Raw genomic sequence first — 19,807 nt, 5'->3', positions numbered from 1 at the left:
GGGTGCACCCTGATCCGCCTCCGACCTGCGGGTTCCAACTTTCGATTGATCGCCGAACCCACCCGTTGCGCGATGCCAACCTCCTCGCCTGAGAAGAGGCTGGAGTCATGTTCCTCGCACTGCGTGACCTCCGATTCGCCAAAGGCCGCTTCGCACTGACCGTCGCCGCCGGATTTCTCGTCTCGTTGATGGTGGTCCTGCTGTCAGGCCTGACCGCCGGACTCGGCCACGAGTCGATCTCCGCGGTCCAGAGCATCGGCGCCGACCACTACGCGTTCGAGGACTCCGGGCAGGACCGGCCGCTGTCGTTCTCCGACTCCCGCGTCACCGAAACGCAGCACGACGAACTCGCCGCGCAGCCCGGTGTCGACGAAGTCGCAGTCGTCGGGGTCGCCCCGGCTCGGGTAGCGGTCGGCGGGTACGAAGCCGCTGTCAGCGCATTCGGGGTCGACGGTACGTCCTTCGCGGCACCGGTCCCGTTGTCGCCCGGCCAGGTCGCGATGAACCGCACCTTCGCCGAGGACAACGGGGTGACCTCAGGCGAGCAGGTCGACATCGGGGGTCACACCGTCACGGTGACCGCCCTCGTCGACGACTCGTCTCACAGTCATCAGCCCGTGGTCTGGCTGGATCTCGGCGACTGGCAGGCACTTCCGACCGCGGCGGGCAGCTACGGCACCGTCCTGGCACTGAAGACGTCGACTGGCTTCGACGCGGGCGCGGCAGCGACCGCCTCCGGCACCTCGATCACCGATGAGTCCGGCGCGTTCGGCGCGATCGGCGGCTACAGCTCCGAACGCGGATCACTGCTGCTGATCCAGGCCATGCTGGTGGCGGTCGGCTCTCTGGTGGTGGGCATGTTCTTCACCGTGTGGACGATTCAACGCGGGCAGGATCTCGCGGTCCTCAAGGCGATCGGCGCGTCCACCGGATACCTGATCCGGGACGCCCTCGGCCAGGCACTCGCGGTCCTCACTCTGGGCACCGCCCTCGGTACGGCCGCCGCCGTCGGGTTGGGATCCCTTGCTGCCCAGTCCGTTCCATTCAGCCTGACGGTGGCCGGCGTCGCACTCCCCTTCGTCGCCCTTATCGCACTCGGCATGGTTGGCGCCGCTGCTGCCCTCACCCGGATCGTCACCGTCGATCCACTCACCGCGCTCAGCGCGGCGCGCTGACACCCGCGCCTCACTCGGAGAACCAGGAGAACAACCATGGGAATCACCCTTCGCGACGTCGTGTTGACGTATCCCGACGGCGACGACCGGATCCGAGCACTCGACGATGTCGACTTCACCGCCGAACGCGGTCGACTGAGCGCCGTGACCGGACCGTCCGGCTCAGGCAAGTCGAGTCTGCTCGCCGTCGCGGGCCTGCTGACCGTCCCGGACTCGGGCCGTGTCGAACTGGACGGCGACGACCTCACCGGGGCATCCCGCGCCGAGCGGACGGCACTACGACGCGAACGGCTCGGATTCGTATTCCAGCAGTCGAACCTGCTGCCGTCACTGACCGCAACGGAACAACTGCTCGCCATCACCCATCTGCGCGGACGTCGCATCCGCGCCGACCGGGACCGGGCGCGCGGTCTGCTGACCGAACTGGGTCTCGGCACGCACCTCGACCGGCGTCCACACCAACTGTCCGGCGGGCAGCGGCAGCGGGTCGCGATTGCCCGCGGTCTGATGAACGAACCGTCGGTGTTGCTGGTCGACGAACCGACGTCCGCGCTCGACGAGGACCGGAGCAGGCAGGTCGTGGCGCTGCTCGCCGACCTGGCCCACGACCGGAACGTCGCCGTCGTGATGGTCACGCACGACCTCGGCACATTGGATCTCGTCGACGAGGTCCACGAGATGCACAGCGGACGGCTGACTTCCGGATCCCGCGTCAACGTATCCGAGTGAACGAAAACGGCGCCCCGTCCCGAAACCGGGACGGGGCGCCGTGACGCGAGCGTTCGCGACTACTGGCCGAACAGGCTGCCCATGTCGACGCTTCCGCCGCCGCCACCGGGGTTGGGCACCGGCTCGTCGGTGACGGTGACCGTCGTCGTGGACTCGGAACCGAGGAAGCCGGGTCCACCGCTGTAGACGGCGCGGACGTCGAAGATTCCGCTGGCGTTGAAGACGTAGCTCTGCTGCGCCAAACCGTTCTTGACGTTCACGGGGTTACCGAGGGGCTCGGCGCCGCTGAAGAACTGCACCGTTCCGGTGGTGGCCGCGGGCGCCACCGTCGCGCGCAGGAACACGTAGACACCCTTCTGCGCCAAGGTCGGGATGTTCAGCGTCAGCGTGGTCGCCACGTCGGTCGCGCCCGGCTCGCTGACCTTGATCGTCTGAGCCGCGGACGTCGATGCGTTGAACCCGGGCGCGCCGTTGAACACGGCGGTGAGCACCTTGTCACCGACGACGTTGAAGTTCTGCACCACGCTTGCCTTGCCCGTGGCGGGGTCGACATCGGCGGTGCCGAGGACCGTCGCACCGTTCTTGAAGGTGACGGTTCCGGCGCCCGGAGAGGGCTCGACCTGGGCTTCGAGAACGACGTCCGTGTTGATCAGCGAGGTCGCCGGAACGATGAGCGTCGTCTGCGTGCTCTGGTTGCCCGCTTCGATGGTCACGGTCTGGGCAGCAGAGACGGACTCCAGCGCATACCCGGTGCCGAGGAACTTCGCGGTGATGTCGAACGTGCCTGCGTCGACGTTCGACGGGGTCCAGTCGAAGGTCGCCGCACCGGTGGCGTTCAGCGTTCCGGTGCCGACCTCGTCCACGCCGCGGTAGAACTTGACCAGGTCACCGGCGCGACCGCCGAGAACGTTCGCGGTCAGCGTCGACTTGATGCCGCCCTTGAGCGCGCCGACCGGCTTGAGCTCGGTGGTGGTGACGTTCTTCGCGACGTTGAGGGCGGGGCCCTGTCCGCGGAACTCGCCAGCGGTGGTGCCGCCGTACGCAACGCCGGTGTTCTGGGCGGCCTCACGGACGCAGTTGGCTCCGACGGAGTACTGGAACTCGAAGGTCTGGGTGGCAGTGGCGTCCCAGGAACCCGCCACACGGACCAGGCCCGCGCCGATGCTGGACACCGGGACGGGCAAGCCGTTGACCTTGGCGGTGTTCTGCAGGTAGGTCAGGCAGGTGGGTCGGACGTCCTCGACCCAGCTGACGGTGCTGCCCGCACCGGTGATCGTGGTGGTGGCGGTGAGGATCTCGCCCTCGTTGGGCGTCACGTTGCTCACCGTGCGGGTGAGCGCGTCGCCACCGTTGGTCCACGAGATGGTTCCCGGTGCGGCCGACGCGACGCCGGTGGACACCACCGCCACGAATCCCGCGGCAACCCCGACCGCGCTCGCAAGGGCGACCGCCCTGCGTCCAGACATCCCCGACATGCCATTCCTTCCGAATGCGGCCCCCACGAAAGGCCCCAGTGGTGTGGTCACGAACCGCCGATAGAGGCGGATCGGATTGAGATCGGGGTGCAGTAGATCACGGTTCGATCACTTGCAGAGCCAGTTTCGGCGAACTGGTCGAACGTTCGTCCAGACGTCAGGAAACGGTCGCCGCAGAGCGTGTCAGCGCAGATATTTCGAGAACTGGCGGTTCGCCTGACGCATCACGAACTCGTAGGGCCACGCGAACTTCCGGGCCCACCAGTATCCGAATCGGATGTCCGGCGAGGTGTAGACGAGGAACCGTTCCTTCTCGATTCCCCGCACGATGCACTGCGCGACCTTCTCCGGGGTCACGGCGCGCCTCTCGAACAGGTGGACGGCCTTCTGAACCTTCGGGTCGTTCCGGTCGACACCGGCGATCTCGACCGTCCCGACCAACGGAGTCTGGACCGCTCCGGGAACCACGAGAGAGACACCGATCCCGTGCTGCTCCAGGTCGAACCGCAGCACCTCCGACACGCCGCGCAGCCCGAACTTACTTGCGCTGTACGCCGCGTGCCACGGCAGTGCCAGCAATCCGGCGGCCGAGGACACATTCACCAGGTGCCCACCCCGGCCCGCACGAACCATGGGCGGCACGAAGTTCTCGATGACGTGGATCGGGCCCATCAGGTTGACGTCGACCATCGACTTCCAGTGCCGGTGCTCGAGATTCTCGACAGTCCCCCACGCGGAGATCCCGGCGACGTTCATCACGACGTCGAGTGAACCGTGGTCGCCGTGGACCTGCACCGCCCACTCGGTGACGGCGTCGTAGTCAGCGATGTCGAGGGCACGAGATTCCACAATGTCACCGCCGCGCGCGGTGATGGTCGCGACGGTCTCGGCAAGGCCCACTTCGTTGATGTCGGTGAGGAACAGTTGTGCGCCCTCGGCCGCGCAGGCCAGCGCGGTGGCGCGACCGATTCCACTTCCGGCACCGGTGATCAGACACTTCTTGCCGCCGAGATTCCTCACGAGACCCCCTGCCGTCCGTACGCGGGTGCGCACTCGATTCACGGCGGGAGTCTACGGCGGCAGCGGTGACGCGACCGCCCACCAGCGCACGGCGAGCCGATATAGGCCGCCGTCGCCCGGTCGCGCACGACCTACAGTCGCGTGGCCATCTCGTCCTGGTAGCCGCGGATGGTTCGCTCGATCTCCTCGGCCGCGGCCGCATCCTCGTGGCCACGGGCGTAGTCGGCGCGCTCCCGCAACTTCCGGATCGCCCTGCGCAACTCGTCATCCGACATTCTGTGATCCATATCACTCAGTGTGCTCCGATTCGGGCGCACGGCCAACCGCCCAGAATGCCGGACGCCGCGGGGCTATCCTGGTAGGTGACGTGGGTCACATCGCTGCCCTGGGTGGCCCCGGTCCGCCAGTCAAGGAGGATCCACGATGAGCCTCGACACCCTCTGCGCCGCATTCCAGGACACCGTCGCCCGCCATCCTGACAAGATCGCACTGCGCACCCCCGCCGACAGTGTGGCCATCACCTGGCACGAGTACGGCGAGCGCGTTCGATCCATCGCCGCCGGGCTCGCCAATCTCGGTGTCCGACACGGCGACACGGTCGGGATCATGCTGACGAACCGCCCCGAGTTCAACCTCGTCGACACCGCGGCTCTGCACGCGGGAGCCACCCCGTTCTCGGTGTACAACACCCTCGCCGCCGAGCAGTTACGGCACGTACTGACCAACGCGCGCAACCGGGTCATGGTGTGCGAGAGCCAGTTCCTTCCGGCGATCCGCGAGGCGATCCCAGGAACCTCGGTCGAACACGTCGTCTGCGTCGACGGAGCCTCTGACGGAGCCGTCGACCTCGCCGACCTCGAGGCGAATCCCGACCCGGCCTTCGACTTCGACGCGAGTTGGCGGGACGTGCGCCCCGACGACCTCGTCACGATCATCTACACGTCCGGCACGACGGGGCCTCCCAAGGGCGTGGAGCTCACCCACTCGAACATTTTCGCCTACCGCGACGCCGCCGTCGACCTCGCGCACCCCACGTCCGACGATCGAGGCGTGTCGTACCTGCCCGATGCACACATCGCGAACCGGGCCGTCGCCCACTACCTCCCGATCTTCTTTGCGGCGGAGATCACGACCCTCGCTGACATGAAGCAGGCGACAACCGTGCTGCCACAGGTTCACCCCACGCTCTTCCTCGCCGTCCCCCAGGTCTGGTACAAGGTGAAGGCCGGGATCGAAGCTGCGATCGACGCCGAGAGTGGGACCAAGGAGAAGCTGGCTCGCTGGGCCGTCGACGTGGGAATGCGCGTCGCCCGAATGCGGTCGGCGGGCGTCCCCGTTCCGCACCGGCTGGAACTGCAGCACGCAGCCGCGGACCGTCTGGTCCTTGCCTCGATCCGCCGCAAGCTCGGCATGGACGAGGTCCGCATCGCCTTCACCGGCGCCGCGCCGATCTCACCCGACGTGCTGACCTTCATCCTCGGCCTCGGCATACCGTGTTGCGAGGTGTGGGGTATGTCGGAAACGACCGCCATGGGAACCGCGAACCGGCCCGGGTCGATCCGCATCGGGTCGGTCGGCGAGGCGGTGACCGGCATGACACTCAAGCTCGCCGACGACGGCGAACTGCTCGTCTCCGGGCCCGGCGTCATGCGGGGCTACCGCGGCGAGCCGGAGAAGACCGCCGACACACTCGACGCCGACGGCTGGCTGCACACCGGCGACATCGCGACCATCGACGCCGACGGCTACGTGACGATCGTCGACCGCAAGAAGGAACTGATCGTCACCACCGGCGGCAAGAACATCTCCCCGGCGGCCATCGAGGACGCACTGCACGCGGCGAGCCCGCTGATCGCAGGCGCCGTCGCGATCGGAGACGCCCGCCCCTACGTGACGGCGCTCCTCACCCTCGATCAGGACGTCGCGGCCGCCTTCGCGGGATCCGGCCGCTCCCCGGGTGAACTCACGGACAGCCCCGAGGTGCGAGCGGAGATCGACCGCGCCGTCGCCGCCGCGAACAGCCAGCTGTCACACGTCGAACAGGTCAAGAAGTTCGCGCTGCTCCCCGACGTCTGGGAACCCGGCGGCGAGGAGTTCACGCCGACGTTGAAACTGCGCCGCAAGCCGATCGCGGACAAGTACGCACCGCAGATCGAGGATCTGTACGCGGGCTGACGACACCCACTACCGGAAACGACGGATCCCCGTCACCGCATGCGGTGACGGGGATCCGTTGACCGGGTCTAGCTGGAGCCGAACAACGAGCTGCCGTTGCCGCCGTCACCGCCGCCGGGGGCGGCCGCGACCTGGACGGACTCCGAGTCGGCGGACGCATTCACGTTGCCCGCGCCCGAGTACTCGGCCTTGATGACGCGCTGACCGGCAGTCGCCGGAGTCCACGCGAGGCCGGCATTGCCGTTGGCATCCACCTGGGCGGTACCGATGACCGTGTCGCCGTCCTTGAACGTGACCGAGCCACCCGCGTTTCCGGGCGAAACCTGAGCCGAGAGCATGTTCGATGCGCCAACCGTCGGGTTGCCACCGATGGCGAGCGCCGTGGTCGACGAGACGTTGCCTGCCGGCGCCTCGGCCACGGTGATGGTCGCGTTCGCAGTCGAAGCGGTCACACCGGCCCGGCCGGAGAAGGCCGCGCTGATCGCGTGGGCGCCCGACGTGGACGGCACCCAGGTGTAGGTGGCCTCACCGTTCGCGGGGACCGGAACCTCGGCGAGCACCGCGGCGCCGTCCTTGAACGTGACCGTGCCGCCGGCACCGGCCGGGGAGACCGTCGCCTTCAGCACCGAGGGGCGTCCGACCTGTGCATTGCCGACCGGCGCGAGCACGGTCGACGAGTTGGCGTCCGCGTCGGTGATCTGCACGCTCTGCGCACCCGACTCGGAGGCGTTCGCCTTCGCCGTGGCGGGGAACTTCGCGACCAGGGTGTGCGAGCCGCGGTTGCCCGGGGTCCACGAGTAGGTCGCGACACCGTTGTTCAGCGCGCCCGAACCGATCTTGGTGCCACCGTCGTAGAAGTCGACGGTGTCACCGTTGGCGCCGCCGGTGACGGTGGCCGACAGGGTCACGGCCTGCCCGACCTGAGCACCCGTCACCGCGGCGAGGGTGGTGGTCGAGGCGTTCTTGCCGACCGTGATCGCCGGGCCCTTGTTGTCGTAGGTTCCCGAACCGAGCGAGCCGCTGTAGTGCATGCCCGACTGCAGCGCAGTGTCCCGAGCGCAATCCGGCCCGACCTTGTAGGAGAACTCGAACGTGTGGGACTTCGGGTCGATGTTCGGGTACACCGTCCAGCTGCCGGCGACCTTCGCGAAGTCCGCCCCCTGGCTGTCCAGACCACGCGGCGAGCCGTCGACCTTCGCGGACCCCTCGACGTACGTCAGGCAGGGCGCATGCACGTCCTTGACGCCGTAGAGAATCTCGAGCGTGGTCCATGCCTTGCGCTCGAACTTGGTGGAGACCGTGACCACGTCTCCCTCAGCGGGCGTCGTGTTGCTCACTGTCCGGGTGAAGTGGCTGTTCCCGTCCCACCAGTCGACCGTCCCGGACGCCGCTTGGGCGACACCCGATCCGGTGACCACGGCGAAGCCTGCCGCGATCGCAAAAGCGCTGACCCCGCCAACCACGCGGCGAATGCTGTGTTCTGACATGCATTTCCTCCACAGCGGCCCGAAAACACTGGGGTTGTTCGATCCGCCGTACTCGTGTTCTCGGTGCGCCAGTTACCTCGGCATGTCGCCTCGCGGGCACAAAGTCGCAGAGGATTAGACCACATCAGACATCAGGTCAAGAGCGTTTTCGCGACGAAAGATGGACGGACGTCCAATTCGACTAGATGCTAAGCAATCAGTCAGCAACACGCAGTCGGGCCACGTCGCACAAATGCACAGAGGGCGCTCCCGCCGATCGCGGGAGCGCCCTCTGTGTCGAACTGGTGGAGCTGAGGGGAATCGAACCCCTGACCTCTTCGATGCGAACGAAGCGCGCTACCAACTGCGCCACAGCCCCAGTCCTCACACCCCTTCAAGGAGTGCTCGGCAACTCTAACAGGCACATCCTGGAACAGGAAAATCGGCTGGTCGCAGGAGCTTTTCGGGCTATTGACCGACGACGCGGCGCACTTCGTCGGTGCCGTCACCCTCGTCGAAATGGATGTCGTGGTGAGCCAGGTGGTCGAAGACGGGATCCTCGTCGTCGATCTCGAGAACCACCGCGCCCGGCCGGCGCAGCCGCGACGGCACGAGACGCAGTTCGGCATCGTCGCGGGACTCCACACCGAGCCGAGACCGGCTCAGCCGAGCCAGGCGCCGGTGCCGGATCTCGTGCTCGATCTGCACCTGTCGACGCAGGTACGCGAGGTACCCTCCGAGCGTCGCCACCACGGCGGCACACAACCACCACATGGTCGACGAGATGATCAACGCGAGCGCTGCGGCCATGATCGCGGCGAGCACGAGGCCGAGGACCGTCCGCTGCCGAAACCCGTACCGCGCAGCGCGAGCGATCGCGTCCGCCTCGGGATCGAAGCCGCCGCGTCCGCGGCGATAGGTCGCACGTTCACGCGACTTCGGAGCCGCCTCGTGCTCCTCGCGGTCGCGCACGTCGTAGTCGTCGTATTCGTCGTACTCGCCGTGCGTGTCGACTTCGTCGTAGCCCTGGTCGTGGTCCGCGTCCGTTCTGGCTTGCGATTCCATCCAGTCCTCCGCATGCATCGGCCGATTCGGATCCGGGCTCCAGTGCGGGTCGCTCCGGTGCCCGGTCGCCGGGCCGCGGCGATGTTGCCGCGCGTGCTGATCACGGTCGAGGACTCTGGTCGCCAGCGCCGCGTCCGTGGTTTGCCGGATTCGCGGACGACGCTTGGCCTGCATCGGAAGCAGCACGAACAGCCACATCGCGACCAGCGCGACAACCACCAGTGAGTTCGGCATGTCGGCGACCTCCCTCCCTGTCGTCTGCCAGCGCAGCACTCACCTGCGTATTTGACCCGGTAGGCCTACTCAGGCTAGTTGTCTCGACTCGCTGTTCCCCGCAGACGCGCCGACTCACCTTTCCCACATGCCACATTAGTCACTACTGCCGCATCGATGCACGCTCGGTAGCGGAAATGTAACCAGGGCCTCAGCCCCACGCGGCGCGACCGGCACGCACCAGCCGATCGGCGGCCGTGGCCTCGAGTTCCTCGGCGGTGAGGCCGACCAGCAGGTGGTCACGGAACCGCCCGTCGACGTCGAGATACCGCTCGAGCAGACCTTCCTCCCGGAAACCGACGTGCTGCAGCACCGCCCGGCTCGCGAGGTTCTCGGGGCGCACCGTCGCCTCGATCCGGTGCAGCCCGACGGGCCCGAAGCCGTGATCGAGCCCGAGCGCGAGCGCGGCCGTCGCGACACCCCGACCACCGTCCGCCTGCGACACCCAGTACCCGATCCACGCAGATCGAAGCGCACCGCGCACCACGTTTCCGATCGTCAACTGACCGCAGAACCTGCCGTCCAGCTCGATCACCATCGGCAGCATCCGCCCCCGACGTGCCTCCGCCCTCAGTGACGAACACAGCCCTGGCCAGTTTCCGATGTGATGCCGCGCATCCCACGGTCCCTCGCCCGTGGGCTCCCAGGGGCGCAGGTGATCCTCGTCGCGGATTCGCAGCCTGCTCCAGGTCGCGGCGTCCCGCAGCCGGATCGGGCGCAACGTCACCCGACCGGCAGGCACCACCAGTGGACCCAGGCGTGCCGGCCAACCCGGGTGCACCGTGTAGCGGCGCAGCGACGACGTACTCACGCGGTCAGCCCCGCTGGGCGAGGAACGCGACGTCGACGCGGTCACCCGTGCGGATGTCCGTCACTTCCGGGTCCACCAGGACCAGGCAGTTCGCCTCGGCAAGTGTCGCCAGCAGATGGGACGAGGATCCGGGCGCCCCGCCAAGTGCCTGAACGAGGTACTCCCCGGTCGACTCGTCGCGCATCAACTGCCCGCGGAGGAAACCCTTGCGGTCCTCGATCGAGGTGATCGGCGCGACGGTCCGCGCCGAGACGATTCGACGCATCGGTTGCCTACGGCCGAGCGCGATCCGGATCAGCGGCCTCACCATCACCTCGAACACGACGAGGGCACTGACCGGATTCGACGGCAGAAGGAAGGTCGGAACCTCGTCCCGGCCGAGCTGACCGAAGCCCTGCACCGACCCCGGATGCATGGCGACCCGCTCGACCTCCAGGTCACCGAGCTCGCGCAGCGCTTCGCGGACCTGGTCGGACGCTCCCCCGCCGACGGCACCGGCGATGACCACGATCTCCGAGCGAATCAGCTGCCCCTCGACGACCTCACGCAGGCGTCGCAGGTCCGTGCCCGCGATGCCGACCCGGTTCACGTCGGCGCCCGCGTCCCGGGCCGCGGCGGCGAGCGCATAGGAGTTCACGTCGTACACCTGACCCGGTCCGGGCGTGCGGTCCACGTCGACGAGTTCGCCGCCGACGCTGATCACCGACAGGCGTGGACGCGGATGCACCAGCACCTTGTCGCGGCCGACCGCGGCGAGCAGGCCGACCTGCGCCGCTCCGATGATGGTGCCCGCGCGGACGGCGACATCGCCCGGCTGGACGTCGTCGCCGACGCGACGGACGTAGTCGCCGGAGCGAACGGAGCTCAGCACCCGGACACGGTTGCGTCCCCCGTCGGTGCGATCGAGGGGCAGGACGGCGTCGGCGAGAGTCGGCATGGGAGCGCCTGTGTCGACTCGGACGGCCTGACGAGGCTGCAACCGGGTGGCCTGACGCGACCCCGCTGCGACCTCACCGACCACCGGAAGCACGACGTCGACGGGCGCGCCGTCGTCACCGACCTGGCGGCCACCCGCACCCGCGACGTCGACACTGCGGACGGCGTAACCGTCGATCGCGGCCTGATCGAAACCGGGAAGTGGACGCTCGGTGACCACCTCCTCCGCGCAGAGCAGGCCCTGGGCCTCGGAGATCGCGACCCGGACAGGTCTGGGGGCGACGGCGGCAGCGGTCACCCTGGCCTGCTGCTCCTCAACCGAGCGCATGTGGATGCTGCCTCCCGACCCCACTTACCGCTCCGTCTGCTCGAGTCTCTCGACGAGCCACTCACGCAGGGACGGACCGTACTCTTCACTGGCAAGCGCAAAGTCAACCGCAGCACGCAGGTAGCCGCCGGGATTTCCGAGGTCGTGTCTCCCACCCCGATGCACCACCACGTGCACGGGATGGCCCTCCGCGATCAACAGCGCGATCGCATCGGTCAACTGCAACTCGCCACCCGCGCCGGGTTCGATGCGGCGCAACGCGTCGAACACCGCCCGGTCCAGCAGGTACCGACCCGCCGCCGCGAACGTCGACGGTGCCTCCTCGACCTTCGGCTTCTCCACCATCCCGACGACCTTGAGGACGTCCGGGTTCACCGTGTCCGGCACTTCCTCGACGTCGAACACGCCGTAGGCGCTGACCTGGTCCTTCGGCACGTCGATCGCGCACAGGACGCTGCCACCACGCTTGGCACGCACCCGCGCCATCGTCTCCAGGACACCCCGCGGCATCACGAGGTCGTCCGGCAGCAGCACCGCGATCGCGTCCTCGTCGCTGTCGAGGACCGCCTCCGCGCACGCCACCGCATGCCCGAGACCACGCGGCTCGTCCTGCACCACCGACTCGACCTTCAGCAGGCCCTGCGCCTTCCGAACCTTCTCCAGCAAGTGCGACTTGCCGCTCGCCTCGAGCTTGCTCTCCAGGACGAGGTCCTCGACGAAATGCGCGACCACGCCGTCCTTGCCCTCGGACGTGACGATCACCAGTCGCGTCGCCCCCGAATCCGCGGCCTCCCCGGCCACCAGCTCGATACCCGGCGTGTCGACAACGGGCAGCAGTTCCTTCGGCACGGTCTTCGTCGCGGGAAGGAACCGGGTACCCAGTCCTGCCGCGGGGACCACCGCCGTGCGGAATGCCCTGTTGTCGTTGGAACCGGTGTCTGTCATGGGCCACACCCTAGCCGCCCTGCCGGTGAGACCGAGATTCTAGGGTTGCCGGTATGAGCAGAACGGCAGGGGGCCGATGACGTCGCGGACCAAGTCCCAGTGGCGCACCGCGATCCTCGCGTCGCGGCGGAAGACGGACGCCGACACCCGGGCGGTCGAGGCGGACGCCCTCGCAGCGGCCGCACGCGAGATCGGCATGACGCTGGGCGCGGACGCCACCGTGTGCGCGTACGTTCCGGTGGGCCGTGAGCCCGGGTCGGTGGCCATGCTCGACGCGCTCGCAGGGGTGGTCGGGCGGGTGTTGCTTCCGGTCGCCCGTGAGCCCGGGCCGCTGGAGTGGGCGCCGTACCGGGGGGCTGATTCGCTGGTATCGGCCCCGTTCGGGTTGAAGGAGCCGGAGCCGCCGTTCCTGCCTCCCGACGTCGTCGCGGAGGCCGCACTGCTACTGGTCCCGGCATTGGCCGTGGACCGCCGCGGTGTGCGTCTGGGCCGGGGAGCCGGGTTCTACGACCGCACCCTCGCATTGGCGTCGGGGCCTCGACTGGTGGCGGTGGTGCGCGACGCCGAATTCGTCGACGAACTGCCCGAGGACCCCCACGATGTCCGGATGCGTGAGGTGCTCACTCCCCGCGGTGGCCTGCGCACCCTGGAATAGCAGGCAAATTGGCAGCGTTGGCACTCTTGACTGTAAAGTGCCAGTGCCTGTCGTATCACCTACCCAGGCCTCGAGTACCCGTGCGGAGGAACCTGCAGTGCCCACCTACTCCTATGCCTGCACCGAATGCGACAACCGTTTCGACATCGTGCAGTCGTTCACGGACGACACCCTGACCGTCTGCTCCGAATGCAACGGGAAGCTGCGCAAGCTGTTCAACTCGGTGGGCATCGTGTTCAAGGGCAGCGGCTTCTACCGCACCGACAACCGCGGCGGCGGCAGCAGTACCGCCAGCGAACCCGCCGCGAAGTCCTCCGACTCCTCGTCCTCGACGAAGTCGGAATCGTCCGCTCCCGCGAGCACGCCCGCGCCCGCTGCCAGCTGAAACAGCGTTGTCCACAGCCCCCTGATTCATCCACAGGGCAGGCCTGCACGACCCGTCGAGTGACGATGCCGTCCCTAACGTGAGGGCATGGCACGTGATGTCGGGCGCCTCCGCGACGCCCTCTCCCCGACCACGCTCGACCGCGTCTCCCGGCTGACCCGGCCCGACTGGAGCCGCACGACGACCGGTCGCCGGATCGCTGCGGCGGCACTCGCCGTGATCGCGTTGGTACTGGCGATCCGCGGCGACCAGGGAAACGATCGGGTCGATGTCGTGACGGTCGCGCGCGACGTCCCTCCCGGCACCGTCCTCGGCGAGGCGGATCTTCGGCTGATCCCACTCCCTGTCGATGCCGTTCCCGACGGTGCAGTGCACAGCACGGAGGGCGTGATCGGGCACACCCTCGCCGGTCCCGCCCGTTCGGGTGAGACGCTGACGGACGTCCGCCTGCTGGGTTCCCGACTGGCGGAAGCCGCCGCCGGACCGGACGCCCGCGTCGTGCCCCTGCGAATCGACGATGCCCAGGTGGCCGGGCTCCTGCGCGCAGGCGATGTCGTGGACATCCTCACCGCCGATGCGGAGGGATCGGGGACGCCGCGAGTGCTCGCCACGAACGCCACGGTGGTGCTCGCCGCGGCCCGCGACAGCGGACGGGCGGCGTCCGATCCCGCGGTGCTCGTGGCATTACCAGAGGTGAGCGCTACTGCGGTGGCCGCCGCGACCATGACGGGGACGATCACGGTGACGCTGCACTGAGCGTGTCGAAGGGCGCGACCCGATCGTTTTTTTGGCATCCTGAGTGTCCGGCACACCCGCCAGCCGATCGAGCGAAACGAGGACCGGGCCATGCTCAAGGGCTTCAAGGATTTCCTGCTGAAGGGCAACGTGATCGACCTGGCCGTTGCGGTCGTCGTCGGCGCCGCCTTCACGGCGATCGTCACCGCCTTCAGTGACAACATCATCGATCCCCTGGTCGCGGCCGCCGGCGGTTCCGACGAGATGGGCTTCGGCTTCCAGATCACCGACAACCCCGAGACGTTCGTCAACATCGGAGCGGTCATCACCGCGGGCATCAACTTCGTCATCATTGCCGCGGTCGTGTACTTCGTGCTGATCATGCCGTACAACCACGCGAAGGAACGGTTCGGCGGACCGAAGAAGGGCCCCGAAGCCACCGAGACCGAACTCCTCGCGGAGATCCGCGACCTGCTCGCCGACCGGTCCGCATCGCAGGACTGACTGCGCCCGATTCAGCCGTGGTGCGGCGGAACCTGACGTCGCAGCCAGTCGTCCGAGGAGGAGTCGCGGGCGTCCTCGGGGGACCGCTCGTCGCCGGTCGTCTCCGGTAGTACGTCACCGAATATGCGCGCCAGCCGGGCCCGAGTCTTCGGGTCCCGGCTGGGGTGTGCGCGTGGCGCGTCGTCGGTGATGGTCACTCCTCGATACGGGACACCTCACCGATCACCTGACTGGCGAGCGGTGTCAAGGTGGCCATGCCGTCGCGCACCGCAGCGCGGGACGATGCCAGATTCACCACCAGGGTACTTCCCGAGACGCCCGCGACCCCGCGCGAGAGTCCCGCATCGAGCGATCCTGCGGCAAGGCCCGACGAGCGCAGCGCCTCGCTGATTCCGGGGATCTCGCGGTCCAGGACCGCGGCAGTCGCGTCGGGGGTGACGTCGCGCGGCGACACACCCGTTCCGCCGACCGAGATCACGAGATCGACGCCACCGATGACGGCGGTGTTGAGGGCGTTACGGATCTCCACCTCGTCGGCAGAGACGGCGACGACGGCGTCGACGAGAAAGCCTGCCTCGTTGAGCAGTTCGGTGACGAGCGGTCCCGTCGAGTCCACTTCGTCTCCGTGCGCGGTGCGGTCGTCGACGATCACCACGAGTGCGCGGCCGGCCAGCGGGGCTTCGATGTCCATGGTCCCTACGGTAGTGGTACCGCCGGGGCCCGGTCCGGTGTGGAGGCGAAACGACACCGGGCGTGGCGGCATCAGCGACCACCCTGAGTGGGAGCCGTCCCGAGGGTGACCTCGACGGTCGCGCCGTTCTTGCCGTTGGCGTCGGTGTAGGTGACCTCGACCTTGTCGCCTGGTGCGTGCGAGCGGATCGCGGCGATCAGCGAGTCGCCACTGTCGACGACCCGGTCGTCGACCCGGGTGATGACCGAGCCCTTCGGAATGCCCGCCTTGTCGGCAGGCCCGCCTGCCGTCACGTCCATGACGCCTGCGCCGTGCGAGGTGTCCCGGGACGACACGGAGACACCGATGATCGCCTGGGTCGCCTTGCCGGTCTTGACGAGTTCGTTCGCGATGCGGCTTGCCTGGTCGACCGGAATGGCGAAGCCGAGCCCGATCGAACCGCCCTGCTGGCCTCCCGCCGCCTCACCGCCGAGTGTTGCGATGGCGGTGTTGATGCCGATCAACTTGCCGTCCATGTTCACCAGGGCGCCACCGGAGTTGCCGGGGTTGATGGCGGCGTCGGTCTGGATGGCGTCGATGACGGTGTTCTGGTTGCCGGACTCGCCGCTCGTCGACACCGGCCGGTTGAGCGCGGACACGATTCCGCTCGTGACGGTGCCCGCGAGACCGAGCGGGGATCCGATGGCCACGACGGGCTGACCGACCTGTACGTCTGCGGACGTGCCCAGCTCGATCGGCGTGAGGTCGGTGCGGCCCTCGACCTTGATGACGGCGATGTCGGACATCGGGTCGGCGCCGACGAGGGTCGCGGACGCCGTCGTTCCGTCCGAGAACGCAACGGTGATCTTGCCGTTGGCGCCCGCTCCGGCCGCCACGTGATTGTTCGTCAGGATCAGCCCGTCGGACGACAGGACGACACCCGATCCCTCACCTTCGGCCTGCGCGCCCGCCACCTGGATCTGCACGACGCTGGGCAGCACCTTCTGGGCTACTGCCTGCACGGTGCCCGCCGGGGCGTTCGCGGTCTGCGTTGCGTTGGTGCGCGGGGCGTCGAGCGCGTTCGTGACGGCTCCGGAGGACGAGCCGCTCTGCGTCCAGGCTCCGACGGCGCCGCCGATTCCGCCGCTGACGAGTGCGAGCGCCACCGCGCCCGCGACGATCGCCGTGCGCGCCGGCTTCGGCTTCGTGGCGGTCGCGGTCGCGTACTGGCCCGGAGCCTGATGGGTTGCGCGAGGGTCGGTCGGTTGCTGCGCGTCGTGCGACGAGTAACCGGCGTACGGCGCCTGACCGTAGGTCGACTGCTGGTAGGTCGGGTACTGGGCCGTCGGCTGGTCACCCGTCGGGTACTGCGCCGTCGGCTGATCCGCCGGGTACTGCGCACCGGGCTGGTTCGGGGTCGCCGACTGCTGTGGCTGCGGGTTTGCCGGCTGGTTCGGCGCCCAGGGCGAACCAGCCGGTCCGGCCTCGCCACCCTGTCCTGCGCCGCGCCCGTCGCTGTAATCGTCGGTCATGCGTGTGATCCGTTCTCCCCTGCGCACCAGGTCGGTGCGCTGTAGTCCTTCTCGTTACCCCCAAGCCTGCCTGTCCGGACTTAGAGAGTCCTGAGACGCGGCTTTCAGTTTGCCGAGATCCTGCTGTCGACCTCGTCGTCCGCAGGTGCCGTCGCCGAGCCCGGCAACACGATCGTGAGCAGTGCCCCTCCGCGCGCGGATGCACCCGCGGTGACGGTGCCTCCGTGCTTCACGACGACCTGACGGACGATCGCCAGTCCGAGCCCGGAACCGGGCATCGAGCGCGCCTCCGTGGAACGGTAGAAACGCTCGAACACCAGATCCCGGTCCTCCTCGGGGATTCCGGGTCCCGCATCGTCGACGACGAGGGCCAGATGTCCCGCGTCGAGTTGACGCATCCGCACCCGGACCTGCTCGCCGGGTGGACTCCACTTGGCCGCATTGTCGAGGACGTTCAGGACGGCCCTGGCCAGCCCCGCTCCGTCCCCGTGGACGAACCAGGGCACGGTCTCTGCGTCGAAGTCCACCTCGTTGCGGCGCCTGCGCACCCGTTCGAGTGACCGTTCGACGGTGTCCGCCAGGTCGATTCGCTCGTGCACCGTCTCCGGCGCGTCCTCGCGCGCGAGGTCGACGAGGTCGCCGACGAGGGTCGAGAGCTCCTCGATCTGAGCGATGACGTCGGCGCGCAGCTCCGCCATGTCCTCGTCGGGGATGTGCGGCGCACCGGGCCTGCCCGCCGCCATCAGCAACTCCGTGTTCGTCCGCAGCGACGTCAACGGCGTGCGCAGTTCGTGCCCCGCGTCCGCGACGAGACGCGACTGCCTGTCACGGGATTCGGCGAGTGCGCGGAGCATCGTGTTGAACGAGACCGTCAGCCGGGCGAGTTCGTCGTTCCCCGTCACCGGGATCGGGCTCAGTTCGTCGGTACGCGCGATCCGTTCGGTCGCGGCGGTGAGCCTGCTGATGGGCCGTAACCCGGTGCGCCCCACGGCCATCCCGGCGAGCGCAGCCAACGCCACGCCGCACCCGCCGACGATGAACAGCACCCAGGCGAGCCGCTCGAGCACCTCCTCCGTCGGTTCCAGCCGCTGCGCGATGACCAGTGTCGAACCGAGGTTCGTGCGTTGCGCGAACACGCGCTGCCCGGCGAGCGTCCGCAGTGTCGACTCGTGTTCGCCACGCGCGACGGACATCTCGGCATCGCCGATCGGCGTGTTCGACCCCGGCGGCATGTAGACCGTCAGGTCCGGGAACACCAGGGCGACACTGATGTCGTTGGAGTACACCGTCGCCAGCGAGATCGTCCGGATGTCGAGGGCGTCGAAGTTGTTGGCGATCAGCGTCGTCGATCTGTTGCGCAACTGGGAGTCGACGTCGTTGTAGAGGGCACGCGAGACGACGGCGTACGCGGCGATCGCCATGACGGCGACCGCGATCGCCACCACCGATGCCGCGAGCAACGTGACCCGCCACCGCAAGGACACGGATCGGGTCAGCGGCATCGGGGGACGCATCTCGGGAATCGTGCTGGGCGACGACGGGTCGGAGGGCGAACGTCCGAACGGAGCAACCATCACGGAGGAGTCTCCCGCAGCACGTAACCGACACCGCGGACGGTGTGGATCAGGCGGGGCTCGCCGTCGGCCTCGGTCTTGCGCCGCAGGTACCCGACGTACACCTCGAGGGCGTTGCCGGAGGTTGGGAAGTCGTAGCCCCACACCTCCTCGAGGATGCGGCTGCGCGAGAGCACCCGCCTCGGGTTCGACATCAGCATCTCCAGCAGGGAGAACTCGGTGCGGGTCAGGCTGATCGACCGGCCCTTCCTGGTGACCTCCCGGGTGACCGGGTCGAGGGTCAGGTCCTCGAACGCGAGGACCTCGGAGTCGGCATCGGGGTCGGGAACCGCGCGGCGGAGCAACGCCCGGAGCCGGGCCAGCAGTTCCTCGAGCGCGAACGGCTTCGGCAGGTAGTCGTCGGCGCCCGCGTCGAGTCCCGCGACCCGTTCGGACACGGAGTCGCGGGCGGTGAGCACCAGGATCGGCAGGTCCTCGCCCGCACTGCGCAACCGGCGGCACACCTCGAGGCCGTCCAGTCGCGGCATCATGACATCGAGGACGACGGCGTCGGGCCGGGACTCGGCCACCTTCTCCAGTGCGTTCAACCCGTCGACGGCGAGGTCGACGGTGTATCCGTTGAAGGTGAGTGAACGGCGGAGGGACTCCCGCACGGCTCGGTCGTCGTCGACCACCAGGATGCGCATCCTCATAGTTTCCCCCCAGCGACTGAGATCGTGCTGAGAGGTCGCTTAACCGTGTCGGTCAGTCCACGTGCCGCGGGCCCGGCAGGTTCCACTTGCGCCACAGTGCGAGCAGTCGGAGCAGCGACGCCGATGCCGTCCCGACCACGAGTCCGACGTTCGAGCCGAGGCCCGCCGCCGCGCACGCCACGACGACGCTCGACCCGATCAGCGCGGGAATCGCGTACAGGTCGCGGTGCAGGAGCAGGGGCACCTCGTTGACGAGGATGTCGCGAAGCACGCCGCCGCCGATCGCGGCGGTCGCGCCGATCAGCATTGCGGCCTGGTTGCTCGCGCCGACGTCGAGCGCGATCGTCGCACCACTGCTCGCGAACAGGCCCATGCCGAGGGCGTCGAGGGCGAGGATCTCGCGGCGCAGTCGACGGATCGCGGCGTGGGCGTAGAAGACCACCACCGACGTCACGAGTGCGGTGGTGAAGTACTTCCAGGTGGTCAGCGAGGTCGGCGGGGTGATGCCGAGCAGGACGTCGCGCAGCACACCGCCGCCGATGGCGGTGAACACCCCGATCAGGCTCACTCCGAAGAGGTCGAGCCGTTTGGTGACGCCGACCAGCGCGCCGGACGCCGCGAACGCGACCACGCCGACCAGTTCGAGCACCGTCAGCAGCACT

General features: G+C 68.4%; 21 protein-coding genes and 1 tRNA gene. 7 read left to right on the top strand and 15 right to left on the bottom strand.

What is annotated here, in order from left to right; all coding sequences use genetic code 11:
* Window positions 1-107: 107 nt before the first annotated feature.
* Both RHCRD62_RS01310 and RHCRD62_RS01305 read left to right on the top strand, forming a co-directional pair.
* Window positions 108-1,175: an ABC transporter permease gene (locus RHCRD62_RS01310; protein WP_050062857.1), complete on the top strand. Its 1,068-nt coding sequence runs from the start codon at window positions 108-110 to the stop codon at window positions 1,173-1,175.
* 36 nt (window positions 1,176-1,211) lie between these two features.
* Complete coding sequence (locus tag RHCRD62_RS01305; RefSeq protein ID WP_050062856.1) at window positions 1,212-1,904, top strand: ABC transporter ATP-binding protein; 693 nt, start codon at window positions 1,212-1,214, stop codon at window positions 1,902-1,904.
* A gap of 59 nt (window positions 1,905-1,963) precedes the next feature.
* Here the strand turns inward: RHCRD62_RS01305 and RHCRD62_RS01300 are convergent, their stop codons facing one another.
* The 3 genes from RHCRD62_RS01300 to RHCRD62_RS26010 all read right to left on the bottom strand — a co-directional run bounded on the left by RHCRD62_RS01300 (window position 1,964) and on the right by RHCRD62_RS26010 (window position 4,674).
* Window positions 1,964-3,379: an Ig-like domain-containing protein gene (locus RHCRD62_RS01300; protein ID WP_050062855.1), complete on the bottom strand. Its 1,416-nt coding sequence runs from the start codon at window positions 3,377-3,379 to the stop codon at window positions 1,964-1,966.
* Window positions 3,380-3,562: 183 nt separating this feature from the next.
* Window positions 3,563-4,432: an SDR family oxidoreductase gene (locus RHCRD62_RS01295; protein WP_253277185.1), complete on the bottom strand. Its 870-nt coding sequence runs from the start codon at window positions 4,430-4,432 to the stop codon at window positions 3,563-3,565.
* A 98-nt stretch (window positions 4,433-4,530) separates the two neighbouring features.
* The gene (locus RHCRD62_RS26010; RefSeq protein ID WP_171018763.1) at window positions 4,531-4,674 is read right to left on the bottom strand and encodes a hypothetical protein; all 144 of its coding nucleotides are present in this window, start codon (window positions 4,672-4,674) and stop codon (window positions 4,531-4,533) included.
* Between the two features lie 148 nt (window positions 4,675-4,822).
* On the opposite strand from RHCRD62_RS26010, the gene RHCRD62_RS01290 reads away from it, so the two are divergent.
* Window positions 4,823-6,574: an AMP-dependent synthetase/ligase gene (locus tag RHCRD62_RS01290; protein ID WP_050062853.1), complete on the top strand. Its 1,752-nt coding sequence runs from the start codon at window positions 4,823-4,825 to the stop codon at window positions 6,572-6,574.
* 68 nt (window positions 6,575-6,642) lie between these two features.
* On the opposite strand, the gene RHCRD62_RS01285 is transcribed toward RHCRD62_RS01290, so the two are convergent.
* From RHCRD62_RS01285 to RHCRD62_RS01260, 6 genes are all read right to left on the bottom strand, one after another.
* Window positions 6,643-8,061 carry an Ig-like domain-containing protein gene (locus RHCRD62_RS01285; protein WP_050062852.1) on the bottom strand — a complete coding sequence of 473 codons (1,419 nt, stop codon included), beginning with the start codon at window positions 8,059-8,061 and terminating at the stop codon, window positions 6,643-6,645.
* A gap of 282 nt (window positions 8,062-8,343) precedes the next feature.
* A tRNA-Ala gene (locus tag RHCRD62_RS01280) sits at window positions 8,344-8,419 on the bottom strand.
* A gap of 89 nt (window positions 8,420-8,508) precedes the next feature.
* Window positions 8,509-9,339, bottom strand: coding sequence for a divisome protein SepX/GlpR (gene glpR / locus RHCRD62_RS01275; protein WP_050062851.1), 831 nt, complete (start codon window positions 9,337-9,339; stop codon window positions 8,509-8,511).
* A 190-nt stretch (window positions 9,340-9,529) separates the two neighbouring features.
* Window positions 9,530-10,189, bottom strand: coding sequence for a GNAT family N-acetyltransferase (locus RHCRD62_RS01270; protein WP_172670985.1), 660 nt, complete (start codon window positions 10,187-10,189; stop codon window positions 9,530-9,532).
* A gap of 4 nt (window positions 10,190-10,193) precedes the next feature.
* Window positions 10,194-11,453 carry a molybdotransferase-like divisome protein Glp gene (gene glp, locus RHCRD62_RS01265; protein ID WP_050063399.1) on the bottom strand — a complete coding sequence of 420 codons (1,260 nt, stop codon included), beginning with the start codon at window positions 11,451-11,453 and terminating at the stop codon, window positions 10,194-10,196.
* A 24-nt stretch (window positions 11,454-11,477) separates the two neighbouring features.
* Window positions 11,478-12,398 carry a UTP--glucose-1-phosphate uridylyltransferase gene (locus RHCRD62_RS01260; RefSeq protein ID WP_050062850.1) on the bottom strand — a complete coding sequence of 307 codons (921 nt, stop codon included), beginning with the start codon at window positions 12,396-12,398 and terminating at the stop codon, window positions 11,478-11,480.
* Window positions 12,399-12,474: 76 nt separating this feature from the next.
* Between RHCRD62_RS01260 and RHCRD62_RS01255 the strand changes: the two genes are divergently transcribed.
* The 4 genes from RHCRD62_RS01255 to mscL all read left to right on the top strand — a co-directional run bounded on the left by RHCRD62_RS01255 (window position 12,475) and on the right by mscL (window position 14,677).
* Window positions 12,475-13,053, top strand: coding sequence for a 5-formyltetrahydrofolate cyclo-ligase (locus RHCRD62_RS01255; protein ID WP_050062849.1), 579 nt, complete (start codon window positions 12,475-12,477; stop codon window positions 13,051-13,053).
* A gap of 97 nt (window positions 13,054-13,150) precedes the next feature.
* Window positions 13,151-13,438, top strand: a complete 288-nt coding sequence (locus tag RHCRD62_RS01250) for an FmdB family zinc ribbon protein (protein WP_050062848.1) — start codon at window positions 13,151-13,153, stop codon at window positions 13,436-13,438.
* 87 nt (window positions 13,439-13,525) lie between these two features.
* On the top strand, window positions 13,526-14,194 hold the full coding sequence (locus tag RHCRD62_RS01245; protein ID WP_050062847.1) for an SAF domain-containing protein: 669 nt from the start codon (window positions 13,526-13,528) through the stop codon (window positions 14,192-14,194).
* A 90-nt stretch (window positions 14,195-14,284) separates the two neighbouring features.
* A complete protein-coding gene (gene mscL, locus RHCRD62_RS01240) occupies window positions 14,285-14,677 on the top strand; it encodes a large conductance mechanosensitive channel protein MscL (RefSeq protein WP_050062846.1) in 393 nt (130 codons plus the stop codon).
* Window positions 14,678-14,688: 11 nt separating this feature from the next.
* Here the strand turns inward: mscL and RHCRD62_RS01235 are convergent, their stop codons facing one another.
* The 6 genes from RHCRD62_RS01235 to RHCRD62_RS01210 form a co-directional block, all read right to left on the bottom strand.
* Window positions 14,689-14,868 carry a hypothetical protein gene (locus RHCRD62_RS01235; protein ID WP_253277184.1) on the bottom strand — a complete coding sequence of 60 codons (180 nt, stop codon included), beginning with the start codon at window positions 14,866-14,868 and terminating at the stop codon, window positions 14,689-14,691.
* A 2-nt stretch (window positions 14,869-14,870) separates the two neighbouring features.
* The gene (locus RHCRD62_RS01230) at window positions 14,871-15,368 is read right to left on the bottom strand and encodes a MogA/MoaB family molybdenum cofactor biosynthesis protein (protein ID WP_216596604.1); all 498 of its coding nucleotides are present in this window, start codon (window positions 15,366-15,368) and stop codon (window positions 14,871-14,873) included.
* 71 nt (window positions 15,369-15,439) lie between these two features.
* Window positions 15,440-16,879 (bottom strand): S1C family serine protease, encoded by a 1,440-nt coding sequence (locus tag RHCRD62_RS01225; protein ID WP_084734008.1) that lies wholly within the window; start codon window positions 16,877-16,879, stop codon window positions 15,440-15,442.
* A 104-nt stretch (window positions 16,880-16,983) separates the two neighbouring features.
* Window positions 16,984-18,453 carry a sensor histidine kinase gene (locus tag RHCRD62_RS01220; protein ID WP_050062843.1) on the bottom strand — a complete coding sequence of 490 codons (1,470 nt, stop codon included), beginning with the start codon at window positions 18,451-18,453 and terminating at the stop codon, window positions 16,984-16,986.
* The gene (locus tag RHCRD62_RS01215) at window positions 18,453-19,139 is read right to left on the bottom strand and encodes a response regulator transcription factor (RefSeq protein ID WP_050062842.1); all 687 of its coding nucleotides are present in this window, start codon (window positions 19,137-19,139) and stop codon (window positions 18,453-18,455) included. The genes RHCRD62_RS01220 and RHCRD62_RS01215 overlap by 1 nt, the downstream gene beginning before the upstream one ends.
* A 58-nt stretch (window positions 19,140-19,197) precedes the next feature.
* Window positions 19,198-19,806: a trimeric intracellular cation channel family protein gene (locus RHCRD62_RS01210; protein ID WP_050062841.1), complete on the bottom strand. Its 609-nt coding sequence runs from the start codon at window positions 19,804-19,806 to the stop codon at window positions 19,198-19,200.
* Window position 19,807: the final 1 nt, after the last annotated feature.

This window comes from Rhodococcus sp. RD6.2 (assembly GCF_001040705.1).
GTDB lineage: Bacteria > Actinomycetota > Actinomycetes > Mycobacteriales > Mycobacteriaceae > Rhodococcus_G.
Note: the sequence above shows the minus strand (reverse complement) of the source record. Positions and strands in the feature narration are given on the sequence as shown.

Excerpts from the sequence above, each read along its gene's own strand:
- glpR (WP_050062851.1), bottom strand. The coding sequence starts at position 9,339 with ATGCCGAACTCACTGGTGGTTGTCGCGCTGGTCGCGATGTGGCTGTTC.
- RHCRD62_RS01290 (WP_050062853.1), top strand. The coding sequence starts at position 4,823 with ATGAGCCTCGACACCCTCTGCGCCGCATTCCAGGACACCGTCGCCCGC.
- RHCRD62_RS01215 (WP_050062842.1), bottom strand. The coding sequence starts at position 19,139 with ATGCGCATCCTGGTGGTCGACGACGACCGAGCCGTGCGGGAGTCCCTC.
- RHCRD62_RS01300 (WP_050062855.1), bottom strand. The coding sequence starts at position 3,379 with ATGTCGGGGATGTCTGGACGCAGGGCGGTCGCCCTTGCGAGCGCGGTC.
- RHCRD62_RS01230 (WP_216596604.1), bottom strand. The coding sequence starts at position 15,368 with ATGGACATCGAAGCCCCGCTGGCCGGCCGCGCACTCGTGGTGATCGTC.
- RHCRD62_RS01305 (WP_050062856.1), top strand. The coding sequence starts at position 1,212 with ATGGGAATCACCCTTCGCGACGTCGTGTTGACGTATCCCGACGGCGAC.
- RHCRD62_RS26010 (WP_171018763.1), bottom strand. The coding sequence starts at position 4,674 with ATGTCGGATGACGAGTTGCGCAGGGCGATCCGGAAGTTGCGGGAGCGC.
- RHCRD62_RS01285 (WP_050062852.1), bottom strand. The coding sequence starts at position 8,061 with ATGTCAGAACACAGCATTCGCCGCGTGGTTGGCGGGGTCAGCGCTTTT.
- RHCRD62_RS01260 (WP_050062850.1), bottom strand. The coding sequence starts at position 12,398 with ATGACAGACACCGGTTCCAACGACAACAGGGCATTCCGCACGGCGGTG.
- glp (WP_050063399.1), bottom strand. The coding sequence starts at position 11,453 with ATGCGCTCGGTTGAGGAGCAGCAGGCCAGGGTGACCGCTGCCGCCGTC.
- RHCRD62_RS01225 (WP_084734008.1), bottom strand. The coding sequence starts at position 16,879 with ATGACCGACGATTACAGCGACGGGCGCGGCGCAGGACAGGGTGGCGAG.
- mscL (WP_050062846.1), top strand. The coding sequence starts at position 14,285 with ATGCTCAAGGGCTTCAAGGATTTCCTGCTGAAGGGCAACGTGATCGAC.
- RHCRD62_RS01255 (WP_050062849.1), top strand. The coding sequence starts at position 12,475 with ATGACGTCGCGGACCAAGTCCCAGTGGCGCACCGCGATCCTCGCGTCG.
- RHCRD62_RS01220 (WP_050062843.1), bottom strand. The coding sequence starts at position 18,453 with ATGGTTGCTCCGTTCGGACGTTCGCCCTCCGACCCGTCGTCGCCCAGC.
- RHCRD62_RS01245 (WP_050062847.1), top strand. The coding sequence starts at position 13,526 with ATGGCACGTGATGTCGGGCGCCTCCGCGACGCCCTCTCCCCGACCACG.
- RHCRD62_RS01310 (WP_050062857.1), top strand. The coding sequence starts at position 108 with ATGTTCCTCGCACTGCGTGACCTCCGATTCGCCAAAGGCCGCTTCGCA.